Origin of the sequence: Rhodococcus sp. PSBB066 (genome assembly GCF_017068255.1) — a bacterium.
Lineage (GTDB): Bacteria > Actinomycetota > Actinomycetes > Mycobacteriales > Mycobacteriaceae > Rhodococcus > Rhodococcus aetherivorans.
Map to the genome: position 1 here is coordinate 878549 of NZ_CP070859.1, position 12230 is coordinate 890778.

10 protein-coding genes and 1 tRNA gene are annotated in these 12230 nt (G+C 70.5%); 8 read left to right on the plus strand and 3 right to left on the minus strand.

Features of this window, described 5'->3' with window-relative positions; all coding sequences use genetic code 11:
• Positions 1 to 316 precede the first annotated feature (316 nt).
• A complete protein-coding gene (locus JYA75_RS04090; protein WP_006942168.1) occupies positions 317 to 868 on the minus strand; it encodes a TetR family transcriptional regulator in 552 nt (183 codons plus the stop codon).
• A 55-nt stretch (positions 869 to 923) separates the two neighbouring features.
• On the opposite strand from JYA75_RS04090, the gene JYA75_RS04095 reads away from it, so the two are divergent.
• The 3 genes from JYA75_RS04095 (at position 924) to JYA75_RS04105 (ending at position 4401) form a co-directional block, all read left to right on the plus strand.
• On the plus strand, positions 924 to 1955 hold the full coding sequence (locus JYA75_RS04095) for an FAD-dependent monooxygenase (protein ID WP_185713376.1): 1032 nt from the start codon (positions 924 to 926) through the stop codon (positions 1953 to 1955).
• Between the two features lie 146 nt (positions 1956 to 2101).
• The gene (locus tag JYA75_RS04100; protein ID WP_185713375.1) at positions 2102 to 3748 is read left to right on the plus strand and encodes an acetolactate synthase; all 1647 of its coding nucleotides are present in this window, start codon (positions 2102 to 2104) and stop codon (positions 3746 to 3748) included.
• Positions 3749 to 4068: 320 nt separating this feature from the next.
• Entirely contained in the window at positions 4069 to 4401 is a 333-nt protein-coding gene (locus JYA75_RS04105) for a hypothetical protein (protein ID WP_029546827.1), read from the plus strand.
• A gap of 211 nt (positions 4402 to 4612) precedes the next feature.
• Here JYA75_RS04105 and JYA75_RS04110 read toward each other — a convergent pair whose 3' ends face one another.
• Both JYA75_RS04110 and JYA75_RS04115 read right to left on the minus strand, forming a co-directional pair.
• The gene (locus JYA75_RS04110; RefSeq protein WP_185713374.1) at positions 4613 to 5356 is read right to left on the minus strand and encodes a methyltransferase domain-containing protein; all 744 of its coding nucleotides are present in this window, start codon (positions 5354 to 5356) and stop codon (positions 4613 to 4615) included.
• Positions 5357 to 5639: 283 nt separating this feature from the next.
• Positions 5640 to 5725 (minus strand) — tRNA-Leu (locus tag JYA75_RS04115).
• A 138-nt stretch (positions 5726 to 5863) separates the two neighbouring features.
• On the opposite strand from JYA75_RS04115, the gene JYA75_RS04120 reads away from it, so the two are divergent.
• The 5 genes from JYA75_RS04120 to JYA75_RS04140 all read left to right on the plus strand — a co-directional run bounded on the left by JYA75_RS04120 (position 5864) and on the right by JYA75_RS04140 (position 12230).
• Positions 5864 to 7225 (plus strand): FhaA domain-containing protein, encoded by a 1362-nt coding sequence (locus JYA75_RS04120; RefSeq protein ID WP_072633822.1) that lies wholly within the window; start codon positions 5864 to 5866, stop codon positions 7223 to 7225.
• Between the two features lie 160 nt (positions 7226 to 7385).
• A complete protein-coding gene (locus tag JYA75_RS04125; protein WP_006942182.1) occupies positions 7386 to 7850 on the plus strand; it encodes an FHA domain-containing protein in 465 nt (154 codons plus the stop codon).
• Positions 7847 to 9298 (plus strand): PP2C family serine/threonine-protein phosphatase, encoded by a 1452-nt coding sequence (locus JYA75_RS04130; protein ID WP_185713373.1) that lies wholly within the window; start codon positions 7847 to 7849, stop codon positions 9296 to 9298. The genes JYA75_RS04125 and JYA75_RS04130 overlap by 4 nt, the downstream gene beginning before the upstream one ends.
• Positions 9298 to 10749: an FtsW/RodA/SpoVE family cell cycle protein gene (locus JYA75_RS04135; RefSeq protein ID WP_029546825.1), complete on the plus strand. Its 1452-nt coding sequence runs from the start codon at positions 9298 to 9300 to the stop codon at positions 10747 to 10749. Before JYA75_RS04130 ends, JYA75_RS04135 begins: the two co-directional genes overlap by 1 nt.
• Positions 10746 to 12230 (plus strand): penicillin-binding protein 2, encoded by a 1485-nt coding sequence (locus tag JYA75_RS04140; RefSeq protein WP_050034268.1) that lies wholly within the window; start codon positions 10746 to 10748, stop codon positions 12228 to 12230. Before JYA75_RS04135 ends, JYA75_RS04140 begins: the two co-directional genes overlap by 4 nt.

The following is a 12230-nucleotide window of genomic DNA, read 5'->3' on the forward strand; positions in this document are numbered from 1 at the left end:
AGCCTTCGTTGCGTTAGATTGCAGCGACGACCAGCAGCGCTGATGGCCATCTACTTGCGTGAGCAAGTACCGACACGTGGTGGATCGGCACCGATCACCGTTCAGTATCCGCCCTTCCGCGACGATGCGGGTGCCAATTTTCGGCAGCTCGGGCCGGACCTCCCGGTCGGCTTGGACGTCGTGTGTCCACCGTGTTGCATACAACGATATGTCAGCCGCCGGGGGACGACGCAACCAAGGCTACCCTATCCATCCCTAACGAGCCGGTGACCGCCCGTTAACACGCGGTTGACGCACGGCCGCCCGGCGCGCCTCGTCACCGCAGCGCGCGCACCATCCGGCGGAGGTCGTCGCGCGGGTCGAGATCCACATCGTCCGAGGTCAGACGGTGCAGGATCATCCCGTCGAGGTGGTCGGTGAGCACGCGCGCCCCGGCGACGGGATCCGAGGACCCGAGGGCGGCGAGCACCGCCAGGCCCATGCCCCGCAGTTCGTCGCGGCGGCGCTGCACGGACCGTCGCAGCGACGGCGAGGCGGTGGCCTCGACGAACAGCGCGAACCGGGCGCGGGTACGTACGGCATCGGGGCCTGTCGCGAACATCACGTACCCGGCGAGCATGTCGACGAGCTCCTCCTCGGTGCGCGGGAGGTTTCCGCCGCCGAGGACGGCGACGTCGGCCCGGTCGCGCTCGACGAGGCGGTCGAGGACGCCCTCGAGCAGGGCCCGGCGGGTGCGGAAGTAGTTCGACGTGGAACCGGCCGGCACGCCGGCGGCCGCGTCCACCCCGCGATGAGTGAGCCCGCGCAACCCTTCCCGGCCGAGCAGGTCGATCGCGGCGTCGAGCACCGCTGCGCGCTTGTCGGTCACATCTCGACACTACAACAGTAGTGACATGACACTACATCCGTAGTACCTTGACTTCATGACCAGGAACAACGGCGGCAAGGCCGCGATCCTCGGCGGGGGCATCGGCGGGCTCACCGCAGCGAATGCACTGATCCGGCGGGGCTGGCACGTCGACGTGTTCGAGCGCTCCCCCGCGCTGCCGCCCACCGGGACGGCCCTGGGAATGTGGCCGGCCGCGCTCGACGCACTCGCCTCGGCAGGGCTCGGCGGCGGCGTCGAGCGGCTCGGCGTCGCACTGGACCGCGGCGCGATCATGCGGCCCGACGGCCGCGAGCTCGCACGGTTTCGCACCCGGCGTCCCGCCGTACTGCTCGCCCGGCCGGCCCTGCTGGGCCTGCTCGCCGCGGGCCTGCCCGACGAGGCGGTACGGCTCGGCCGGCCCGCTCCGCCGCTGACCGAGCTCGCCGGCTACGACGTCGTGATCGGCGCGGACGGCCTGGGCAGTCCGACCCGTGACGCCCTCTTCGGCCCGGACCACCGGCCCGTCCACGCCGGCATCGCGGCGTGGCGCGGCTGGGTGGACGGCACCGTGGACACCGCGACCGAGACGTGGGGGGCGGGTGCGCTGTTCGGCATCACGCCCCGCGAGGGCGGCCTGATCAACTGGTTCGCCGCCGTCCGCGCGCCGGCCGGCACCACCGGCGGCGTCGACGACCTCGTCGCCCGGTTCGGCGACTGGCATCCGGCCGTGCGCGACGTGCTGAACCGCCTGGATCCGGCGACGGTGCTCCACCACGAGATCTACCAGTCCCCGCCGCTGCCGTCGTACGTGCGCGGCAACGTCGCACTGCTCGGCGACGCCGCCCATGCCATGACCCCCAACCTCGGCCGCGGTGCCTGCGAGGCGATCGTCGACGCGGCCACCCTCGCGGATCTGCTCGCCCGGTTCGACGTGCGCGACGCGCTCGGCCGGTACGACCGGGCCCGGCGACGCGCCACCCGGCTTCTCGTGCGGGCGTCGTACGCGGCGAGCCGGGTGACCACCGCCGAGCACTGGACGGGCCTGCGCGACGCCGTGGTCGGCCTCGCGACCCGGCGAGGGGCGTGACGCATCCACCGGTGCGTCTGTCCTGCTGTACTGCAACAACTTTCGATCGGAAGCCGGCCTCCGCCCCGGACCCCCGGCCCGGCGACCACGCTCGTGTTCCCCCGAACCCGCCCCACGGCAGTGCCCTCGGCCGTACCCTTCGCGCCATGAGCCCGGACCTCGAGGGGCACGGCGGCGATCACGCCGCGGCGGTGGCCCGCTCCCACGGCGTCGAGACGATGTTCACCCTCTCCGGCGCGCACGTGTTCCCGCTGTACGACGCCGCGGTCAAGGGTGAAGCACGCATGCGGCTGATCGACGTGCGCCACGAGCAGACCGCGGTGTTCGCCGCCGAGGCCACCGGCAAGCTCCTGCGGCATCCCGGGCTGGCCGTGCTCACCGCCGGGCCGGGCGTGACGAACGGCGTCAGTGCCGTCACCCAGGCGCACTTCGCGGGGTCGCCGCTGGTGGTGCTCGGCGGCCGCGCACCCAACGCCCGCTGGGGCACGGGCAGCCTGCAGGAACTCGACCAGCCGCCGCTGCTGTCCACCGTCACGAAGCTGTCCGAGACGGCGGCGACCGTGGATCGCGTCAGCCCGCTGGTCGACGAGGCGTTCACGGCGGCCCGCACGTCGCACCGGGGGCCGGCGTTCGTGGACGTGCCGATGGACGAACTGTTCGGCCGTGCCACCCTGCCGCGTCCGTCGCCGCCGGCCGCGGTCCGGCTCGAGCCCGACTCCGAGTCGCTGGCGGAGATCGCCGCCCTGCTCGCCGGGGCACGGCGGCCGCTGCTGGTGCTGGGTACCGACGTGTGGGCCGATCACGCCGAGGAGGCGGCACTGCGGTTCGTCGACGAGGCCGGCATCCCGGTGATCACCAACGGCATGGGCCGCGGGGTGGTCCCGGGTGGCCATCCCCTCCTCGTCACCAAGGCCCGCGGCACCGCGGTGGGGACCTGCGACCTGGCGATCGTCGTGGGCACCCCACTGGACTTCCGCCTCGGCTACGGCCGGTTCGGTGGGCGCGACGGCGCGCCCACGGCCCGGGTGGTGCACGTGGCCGACTCCCCCGGTCAGGTGTCGGCACACGCCGAACTCGCCGGCTCGGTGTCCGGCGACCTCACGGCGTGCCTCGACGGCATCCTGTCGGCGCTGTCGTCGCGCCCGGACACGGACGTCTGGGTGACCGGACTGCGCGACGAAGTAACTGCCGCCGCGGCGCGCGACGCCGCCCTGCTGGCCGCCGAGGCCGATCCGATCCACCCGGCCCGGATCTACGGCGAACTGCTGCCGCGGCTGGCCGAAGACGCCGTGGTCATCGGCGACGGCGGCGACTTCGTGTCGTTCGCCGGCAAGTTCGTCGAGCCGAAGCGGCCCGGGCAGTGGCTCGATCCGGGGCCGTACGGCTGTCTCGGCGCCGGGCTCGGCGCGGCCGTCGCGGCGCGGGTGGCGCGGCCGTCGAGTCAGGTGGTGCTGCTGCTCGGCGACGGTGCTGCCGGTCTGTCGCTGATGGATATCGACACCCTCGTGCGGCACGAGCTGCCCGTGGTGATCGTGGTGGGCAACAACTCGGCGTGGGGACTCGAGAAGGGACCGATGCAGCTGCTGTACGGGTACGACGTGGCAGCCGACCTGGCGCCGGGCACGCGGTACGACCTGGTCGCGACCGCTCTCGGGGCGGGCGGTGAGCTGGTGACGGATCCGCGGGAGCTCGGTCCGGCGCTGGACCGGGCCTTCGCGTCCGGGGTGCCGTATCTGGTGAACGTGCTGACGGACGTCACGGCGGCGTATCCGCGGGGCACCACAGGAATCTGAGAGCGGCCGGATCACCTAGCACGCGAACGTAAAAACCCCATAAATAACAACTGACCGCAGCGATTAAATCAGCTGCGGTCAGCGGTATCGAAAGGGTAACAGGGGGTGGTTAGGGTACGGAAACAAAAGTTCCGTGAAGTGAGTCACATCAGGTTTGGCCCTGTTCAGCCCCGGGAACCGTCCCCGGACGCGGATGCGCGGAGATGTCCGTCACAGGGCAACTGATTGAACACTCAACCATCTGGGCAAACGTCCCGAGTCGGGCAAAACAGTCCGTGCATCCTGCATGCAGGACGCGGGTACGTGCCAGACTGCTCGCCATGAGCACGACCCGCACGGCAACCCGCACGACCGCCCGGCCCGCGCGAGGGGGCGCGACGAACCTCGTCGACCTCGCGGCGGCCGGCGACGAGCACACCGTCGCCGACGCCCATCAGGGCCAGGTGTTCCTCGGCATCCTCCACCGCGAGAACGACAGCGTCGCCGCGGCACTCACGACCGCCGAGACCTGCGCGCGGATCGAACGCGGCAGCGGCTCCGTCGCCGCCGCACAGCGATACGAGGCGGAGGCCCGGCGGCTGCGCGAGACCCAGCGGGAACTGCACTGCATGATCGCGAACCTGCGGACGCGCTTCGCCGGCTCCGGCTCCTGAGCGGGCGCGCCGAGCGACCGGACAACGACTCGGGCCCCCGATCCGTATGGATCGGGGGCCCGAGGTGATGGTGTGCGGTTCGCGATACCTGGTCGGCAGCACTTTCTGCAGAGGCGTTCCAGAGCTTTTCCCTGAGTTCCCCGGAGCATTACCCGTCCTGCTCGGCGAGGGCCACCCTTGCGGACTTCCTGACCCGAGACGCGAGTCCGTATCAGGCCGAACCTGCAGCTTCCGGAGCATGCGAGGTGATGTGGCGGCACACCAGCATGTGGTGAGCGCCCCTTTGGAACCGGTAGTCGACCTCGACGACTTCACCGGCGATGTCGTGGTTCCGAAGGTCGGTGAGCAGTTCGTCCACGCGGGGATAGCGAACCGAGGAGCCCGAGACCACGAGCGGAAAGACCCGCAGTTCACCGCGGGCGACACGCATCAGTTCCCGGATCGCGTCGAGGTGGAAGGTGTGATCGAGGCGGTCGGAATAGCTGAACAGCAGGTGCGAGCTGAGCACGAGATCGAAAGCGGCATCGGGGAACGGCAAGGACGGCAACCGCCCGGCAACGTAGCGGCGCGGATGCCGGCGGATATCTGCGGCGAATTCCTCGACTGCCTGCCGACGCACGCGTGCATGCTCGTCGGGATCGGCGAAGAACGTCCAGTCGTAATGTTCGGCGTGGGCTCGGATGTACCGGTTACCACGATCGGTTTCAGCTACCGCAACGACGGCGAGTTGTTCGGTCTCGCGGTCGAAATAGGCCATATCGCATGCGGTCACGTCACCGCCGAGTCGGTTCACTGCGCTGGTGAACCCCGCGGCGCCACCCGGACAGTCCAGGATTGTGCGGGACAGGTCCACGTCGGTGAGATTGAACATCGACCGGTACTCGTCCAGTGAACGGGAGCTGATCAGCATCTCGCCGATACCTGTCGTGGGTGCGGAATCGATGTCGTGGGTCACGGGGTGGTTCCTCTCGGATCGAGGCCACCTCACCCGCCGACCGGTATCACCGTCGTACAGGAAAGTGAGCGTCACCGACCGCGGAGAAGGCGGCCGGACAACACAGTCGACAAGGCCGCTAGAAGTACGGCCACCAGGGCTGTGTCAGGGTCATCACCGCTCTATGACAACACGGCCGAAGACCGAACCCGAATCGGACCGCCCGTCCGATCGATCAACGAAACGAGGCCACGACCTCTTTCGAGTCCGTGACCTCGTCCGTCGCAGTTCGTGGAACTGCTCATGGTGGGCGAAGGGGGACTTGAACCCCCACGTCCCGAAGGACACTGGCACCTGAAGCCAGCGCGTCTGCCATTCCGCCACTCGCCCGAGCGACTGGAGAACAGTAACACACCCTCCCGCCGAACAACGATTCGCCTGCACAGAGGCCCTTTGCCGGCGCTGCACCGGCCCGCCGGGGCAGCGCCGCCCCCTCCACCGGGCCGGATCGGACGAAAAGTCGATACCATGCAGAAGCGAGCTCTGCATTGCGACACGCAGACCGGAAAGGGGGTCGCCGTGGGTATCGCGCAGCGATTCGAGCGCAAGCTGCAGGCTGCCGTCAGCGACGTGTTCGCGCGCGTCTTCGGTGGCGGTGTAGTTCCGCAGGAAGTGGAGGCCGCGCTCCAGCGCGAAGCCACCGACGGCGTCCAGCAGCTCGACCGGGGCCACATGCTGGCTCCCAACCGGTACGTGATCACGATCAGCGAATCCGATCACGAAGCCCTCGCCGCGGATCGGGACTTGACGGTGAAGGCGTTCGCGCGTCACCTTGAGGACTTCATCCGCGAGCAGGGGTGGCAGACCTACGGTCAGATCCAGGTCGCATTCGAGTCGTCGGCGGCACTGCACACCGGGCAGTTCCGCACGCACGGGTCGGTCGACCCCGACGTCGGGCGCTCACCGGTGCGCGCCCCGGCCTCGCGGACACCGCACAACCGTTCAACCGTGACCCCCGACCCAGGAGTTGGCTCGATGACGCAGAATCCAGGCTACGACCCAAGCCGTGACCCCGCCGAGAGCGCCGAACCGCAGTACGCGCGGAACGGTCACGCGCACGTAGGCCAGGATCAGCGCTACCAGCAGGGCCAGCGGAACGGCGGGGCGTATCCCGCCGCGCAGGCGCCCTACGGCGGCGAGCAGCAGGGCGGTTACGACGCCGGCGGCTACGACCAGCAGGACTACGGCCGGGCCGGCGGCCACGAGGACCGGGGCTACGGCGAGGAGCGGGGCTACGGCGGCCACTCCGGACAGGCGTACAGCCAGGACTACGGGCGCGACTACTCCCCGCAGTACCCGTCGCAGCAGGCCTACGGCGACGACCGCTACCAGGGCGGGTACGCCCAGCCCGGCGGCTACGACCAGGGCTACGCCGACCAGGCTTACGGCCAGCAGGGCTACGCCGGACAGGGTTACCCCGACCAGGGCTACGCGGAGCAGGGTTACGGCCAGCAGGGCTACCCCGACCAGGGGTACGCGGATCAGGGCTATGCGGATCAGGGCTACGGCGCCGGCGCGTACCAGCCCCCGCAGGCCGGCCGGGTGCTGACCGCGACGCTCCAGCTCGAGGACGGCAGCGGGCGCTACTACCAGCTCCGGGAGGGCAGCAACATCGTCGGACGCGGGCAGGACGCCCAGTTCCGGCTGCCGGACACCGGTGTCTCCCGGCGCCACATCGACATTCGCTGGGACGGGCAGGTGGCCATGCTCTCGGATCTCGGTTCCACCAACGGCACCACCGTCAACGGCGCGCCCGTGCAGGACTGGCAGCTCGCCGACGGCGACGTGATCCGGGCGGGACACTCGGAGATCCTGGTGCGCATTCTCTGAACGCCGGGGACCGAGACCCGATCGGAACCGGCACGAGACCCATCCGACGCGTCGGCAACGCGCCGGACGATGCGTCTCGTCGCCCGGGGTCCGTATTGTGGGTGACCGCAGCGCACCGGACGACACCGCACCGGGCCGATACGCAGAAGGAGGGCGAGCCGTGCAGGGGCTGATTCTGCAGCTGACCCGGGCGGGGTTCCTGCTCCTGCTGTGGTTGTTCATCTGGGCGATCCTGCGCACGCTGCGGTCGGACATCTACGCCGGTGCCGCACGTCCGGTCCCGCGTTACTCGCCGCGCAACCAGTCGGTGCTGCCCTCGCTGGGCCGCGGCAAGTCCGCGAAGTTCCTGGTGGTGACCCAGGGCGCGCTTGCGGGCACCCGCATCACGCTCGGCACCCAACCCGTCCTGATCGGCCGGGCCGACGACTCGACCCTCGTCCTCACCGACGACTACGCCTCCACCCGGCACGCCCGCCTGTCGCCGCGCGGGTCGGACTGGTACGTCGAGGACCTGGGCTCGACCAACGGCACGTACCTGGACCGTGCCAAGGTCACCACCGCCGTCCGCGTACCCCTGGGCACACCTGTCCGGGTCGGGAAGACCGTGATCGAGCTCCGCCCGTGACCCTCGTACTGCGTTACGCCGCCCGCAGCGACCGCGGCTTGGTTCGTTCCAACAACGAAGATTCCGTGTACGCGGGGGCCCGCCTGCTCGCCCTCGCCGACGGGATGGGGGGCCACGCCGCCGGCGAGGTCGCCTCGCAGCTGATGATCGCGGCGCTCGCCCACCTCGACGACGACGAACCCGGCGGGGACCTGCTCGGCAAGCTCGCCGCCGCCGTGCGCGAGGGCAACGCCGCCATCGCCGATCAGGTCGAGGAGGAACCCGAACTCGACGGCATGGGCACCACGCTCACCGCCATCCTCTTCGCCGGCAGCAAGCTCGGCCTCGCCCACATCGGCGATTCGCGCGCCTACCTGCTGCGCGACGGCCAGCTCACCCAGATCACCCGCGACGACACGTTCGTGCAGTCCCTCGTCGACGAGGGCCGCATCACGCCCGAGCAGGCGCACAGTCACCCGCAGCGATCGCTGATCATGCGCGCCCTCACCGGCAGCGAGGTCGAACCGACCCTCACCGTGCGCGAGGCGCGCGCCGGCGACCGCTACCTCATCTGCTCCGACGGCCTGTCCGATGTCGTCAGCGACGAGACCATCGCCAACACCCTGAGCGAGGGCACGCAGGACGAGTGCGCCGACCGGCTCATCGAACTCGCGCTGCGCAGCGGCGGCCCCGACAACGTCACCGTCGTCGTCGCCGACGTCATCGACCTCGACTACGGCCAGAGCCACCCGATCGTCGCCGGCGCCGCGTCCGGCGACGACGAGGACACCCCGCCGCCCAACACCGCCGCGGGCCGCGCCGCCGCGATGCGTCCGCCGCGGGCCACACCCAAGCGCGTCGTCGTGCAGAACGAGCCCGAGCCCAAGCGCAAGCGCAGCCGGATGTGGTGGCCGCTCGTCGCGGTCGTGGTGCTCGGACTGCTCGTCGCCGGGGCAGCCGTGGGCCGCACGATGATCCGCAGCTACTACTACGTCGGCGACGACGACGGCCGCGTCACGGTGCTGCGCGGCGTACCCGGCAACATCCTCGGCTACTCGCTGCAGGAGCAGTCCCTCGTCGGCTGCCTCGCCGACGACGGAACCTTGACCCTGACCTCCCCGCAGGAGGCCGACTGCCGCGTCATGCTGGTCGACGACCTGCAGCCGACCGCCCGCGAGCAGGTGCGGGCGGGCCTGCCCTCCGGATCCCTCGACGACGCGCGCACCCAGATGAACCGTCTCGCCGAGAACGACCTGCTCCCGGTGTGCGTCGAGGAACAGCCGGCGCCCGCACCGGCTCCGGCTCCGGCGCCCGAACCGGCGCCCGCACCGGCCCCGACGACCCCGCCGGCAGCTCCCGCGTCGGAGCCCGCACCCGCCGCGGCACCGGCCCCCGCACCGACCCCGACACCCGAGCCGACGCCGACGGTTCCGCAGGTGCCGGGCCAGAACTGCCGGGTGGGCGCCTGATGTCGGTGTCCCACGCACCCGGAGCTTCCTTCCCCAGTCCTCCCGGAGGTTTCGCCCCGGCTCCCGCCGTGTCCACCCGGCGCGGCACGGAGCTGCTGCTCATCGTCGCCGCCATCGCGATCACCACGGTGTCGCTGATGCTGGTCGAGGCGAGCCAGGAACAGACCGTGACCCTGGATCTGGCCAAGTACGGGCTGACGTATGCGGTGCTGTTCCTCGCCGCGCACCTGGCGGTGCGCCGGTTCGCGCCGTACGCCGACCCGCTGCTGCTGCCGATCGTCGCGCTGCTCAACGGCCTCGGACTGGTCCTGATCCACCGGCTCGACCTCGCCGACGAGGAGAACGCGCTCTACCTCGGGCAGCCGATCCCCTCCCCCGACGCCAACCAGCAGGTGCTGTGGACGGCGCTCGCCATCGCCGGCTTCGTCGCGGTGCTCGCGCTGCTGCACGACTACCGGCTCCTCGCCCGGTTCAGCTACACGCTGGGCCTGATCGGCCTCGTCGCCCTCGCGGTCCCGGCCCTGCTGCCGTCCCGCTTCTCCGAGGTCAACGGCGCCAAGATCTGGATCCGGCTGCCCGGGTTCAGCATCCAGCCCGGCGAGTTCGCCAAGATCCTGCTCATCATCTTCTTCGCCTCCGTGCTGGTGGCCAAGCGCGACCTGTTCACCACCGCCGGCAAACACGTGCTCGGCATGGACTTCCCCCGCGCCCGCGACCTGGGCCCGATCCTGGCCGCGTGGATCCTCTCGATCGGCGTCATGGTGTTCGAGAAGGACCTCGGCACGTCGCTGCTGCTGTTCAGCACGGTGCTGGTGATGCTGTACATCGCGACCGAGCGGGTGGGCTGGCTGCTCATCGGCGGTGCCCTGCTCGTCGTCGGCTTCTACTTCGCCTACCAGATGTTCGGGCACGTGCGGGTGCGGGTGGAGACCTGGCTCGACCCGCTGGCCGACTACAACAACACCGGCTACCAGATCTCGCAGTCGCTGTTCGGTCTCGCCACCGGCGGCGTCGCCGGCACCGGGCTCGGCAGCGGACGTCCCGCGCAGGTGCCGTTCGCCAAGACCGACTTCATCGTCGCCGCGATCGGTGAGGAACTCGGGCTCATCGGCCTCAGCGCCATCCTCCTCCTGTTCCTGATCCTGATCATGCGGGGAATGCGCACCGCGATCGCCGTCCGCGACAGCTTCGGCAAGCTGCTGGCCGCCGGCCTGTCGTTCACCATCGCGATCCAGTTGTTCGTCGTCGTCGGCGGCGTCACCAAGCTGATCCCCCTCACCGGGCTCACCACGCCGTTCATGTCCTACGGCGGCTCGTCGCTGCTGGCGAACTACCTCCTGCTGGCACTGCTGGTGAAGATCTCCAACGCGGCCCGCGAACCCGCCGCCCCACGCAAGAAGGCACCGCCACCGATCGCGGACGCGCCGACGGAAATGCTGGGGCGCGGATGAACGCACCGCTCCGCAAGGTCGCGATGGCGGTGATGTTCATGGTCGTCGCGCTGCTCGCAAACGCCACCTACGTGCAGGTCATCAAGGCCGACGACCTGCGCACCGACCCGCGCAACTCCCGGGTGCTCATCGACGAGTACTCACGCCAGCGCGGCCAGATCTCCGCGAGCGGACAGGTCCTGGCGGTGTCGGTCCCCACCGACAGCCGCTACAAGTACCTGCGCACGTACCCGGCCGCGCCCGAGCAGCCGATGAGCCCGCTCGCGTATGCACCCGTGACCGGGTTCTACTCGATGCAATACGGCAGCACCGGGCTCGAGCGCACCGAGGACGAGGTCCTCAACGGCTCCGACAACCGGCTGTTCGGCCGGCGCTTCTTCGATCTGGTCTCCGGGCGGGACCCGCGCGGCGGGAACGTGGTCACCACCGTCGACCCGGTCATGCAGCAGGTGGCCTACGACGAGCTCACGTCCAAGGGCTACACCGGCTCGGTCGTGGCCATCGAGCCGAGCACCGGCCGCATCCTGGCGATGGTGAGCACCCCGAGCTACGACCCCAACCGGCTCTCGGGTCACGACGGCGCCGCCACCTCGCAGGCGTGGGAGGAACTCAACGCCGACCCCGACAAGCCCATGCTCAACCGCGCCATCTCGCAGACCTACCCGCCCGGCTCGACGTTCAAGGTCGTGGTGACCGCCGCGGCCCTCGCCGCGGGCACCACCCCCGACGACCAGTTCACCGCCGCGCCGAACATCACCCTCCCCGACACCGCGACCACGCTGGAGAACTACGGCGGCGCGACGTGCGGCGGCGGCCCCACCGCCACCCTGCGCGAGGCCTTCGCCCGCTCCTGCAACACCGCCTTCGTCGAGATGGGCCTGAAGACCGGCAAGGACGCCCTCGCCGAGCAGGCCGAGGCGCTGGGCGTCGGCGAGTCCGTGGACATCCCCGTCCCCGTCGCGGCGAGCACGATCGGGCCGATCCCCGACGGCGCCGCGCTCGGCCAGTCCAGCATCGGTCAGCGTGACGTCGCACTCACCCCGCTGCAGAACGCCGTGATTGCCGCCACAGTCGCCAACGGCGGCGTCCGGATGCAGCCGCATCTGGTGTCGCAGTTGCAGTCGCCGGACCTGTCGGTGCTGGCGGAGACCACGCCGGTGTCGGCGGGACAGGCGATGTCGCCGCAGGTCGCGGCCACCCTGACCGACCTGATGATCGGATCCGAGAACTTCTCCGGCGGCGAGGGGAAGATCCCGGGGGTCCAGATCGCGTCGAAGACCGGTACCGCCGAGCACGGCGACGACCCCCGTAACACTCCCCCGCACACGTGGTATATCGCCTTTGCGCCCGCCCAGCAGCCGACAGTTGCCGTGGCGGTCATCGTGGAGGACGGCGGCGACCGCGCACTCGCCGCCACGGGAGGCTCGGTTGCCGCGCCGATCGGACGTGCCGTGATCGCGGCGGGAATGCAGAGAGGCTGA

Coding starts and splice junctions, on each gene's coding strand:
- JYA75_RS04105 (WP_029546827.1), top strand. CDS start 4,069: ATGAGCACGACCCGCACGGCAACCCGCACGACCGCCCGGCCCGCGCGA.
- JYA75_RS04120 (WP_072633822.1), top strand. CDS start 5,864: ATGCAGAAGCGAGCTCTGCATTGCGACACGCAGACCGGAAAGGGGGTC.
- JYA75_RS04095 (WP_185713376.1), top strand. CDS start 924: ATGACCAGGAACAACGGCGGCAAGGCCGCGATCCTCGGCGGGGGCATC.
- JYA75_RS04100 (WP_185713375.1), top strand. CDS start 2,102: ATGAGCCCGGACCTCGAGGGGCACGGCGGCGATCACGCCGCGGCGGTG.
- JYA75_RS04135 (WP_029546825.1), top strand. CDS start 9,298: ATGTCGGTGTCCCACGCACCCGGAGCTTCCTTCCCCAGTCCTCCCGGA.
- JYA75_RS04140 (WP_050034268.1), top strand. CDS start 10,746: ATGAACGCACCGCTCCGCAAGGTCGCGATGGCGGTGATGTTCATGGTC.